Genomic DNA, 617 nt, shown 5'->3' on the forward strand with positions numbered 1-617 from the left:
TTTTGTTCATCAAGTACATGAAGTAGGCAGGGGCATTGGTCAATCCAAATGACATCACCGTATACTCATATAGACCATACCGATTAATGAAGGTTGTTTTGGATATGTCGGATGCTCTATTCTTCAGTTGGTGATATCCAGATCTGAGGTCAATCTTTGAGAAAACACAAGCTCCCTTAGTTGATCAAATAGGTCATCAATCCTAGGTAAGGGGTACTTGTTCTTGATAGTAACTTCATTTAGAGAACGGTAATCCACGCACATTCTCTGCGTACCATCCTTCTTCAGAACAAAAACAACGGGTGCTCCCTAGGGTGATGCACTAGGGCGGATATATCCTTTATCTAATAATTCTTTAAGTTGTTCCTTAAGCTCGGCTAATTGATTAGCGGCCATTCTATATGGTCTCTTGAAAATAGGAGCAGTACAAGGAACTAATTCAATCACAAATTCAATTTCACGGTCTGGTGGCATACCTGGCAACTTTTCTGGAAAAACATCCAGAAATTCAGAGACGGTCCTGACATCCATGGTTGAGGCAGTATCAAGTTGATTCAACACTACTTGATTGGAGGCGGCTTTGTCTGTGACCAAGTTTTCTGCCACATATTCCATTT

At 40.8% G+C, this 617-nt stretch carries 1 protein-coding gene and 1 pseudogene; both read right to left on the bottom strand.

Annotated features, from left to right (window positions below; genetic code table 11):
- Positions 1–169, bottom strand: a pseudogene (locus ACQY8X_RS21040) (reverse transcriptase domain-containing protein); the annotation flags it as partial.
- A gap of 140 nt (positions 170–309) precedes the next feature.
- On the bottom strand, positions 310–617 hold a 308-nt coding region (locus tag ACQY8X_RS21045; protein WP_428037082.1), incomplete at its 5' end, for a hypothetical protein.

This window comes from Amphritea sp. (assembly GCF_050300915.1).
In the GTDB taxonomy this organism is placed as follows: domain Bacteria; phylum Pseudomonadota; class Gammaproteobacteria; order Pseudomonadales; family Balneatricaceae; genus Amphritea.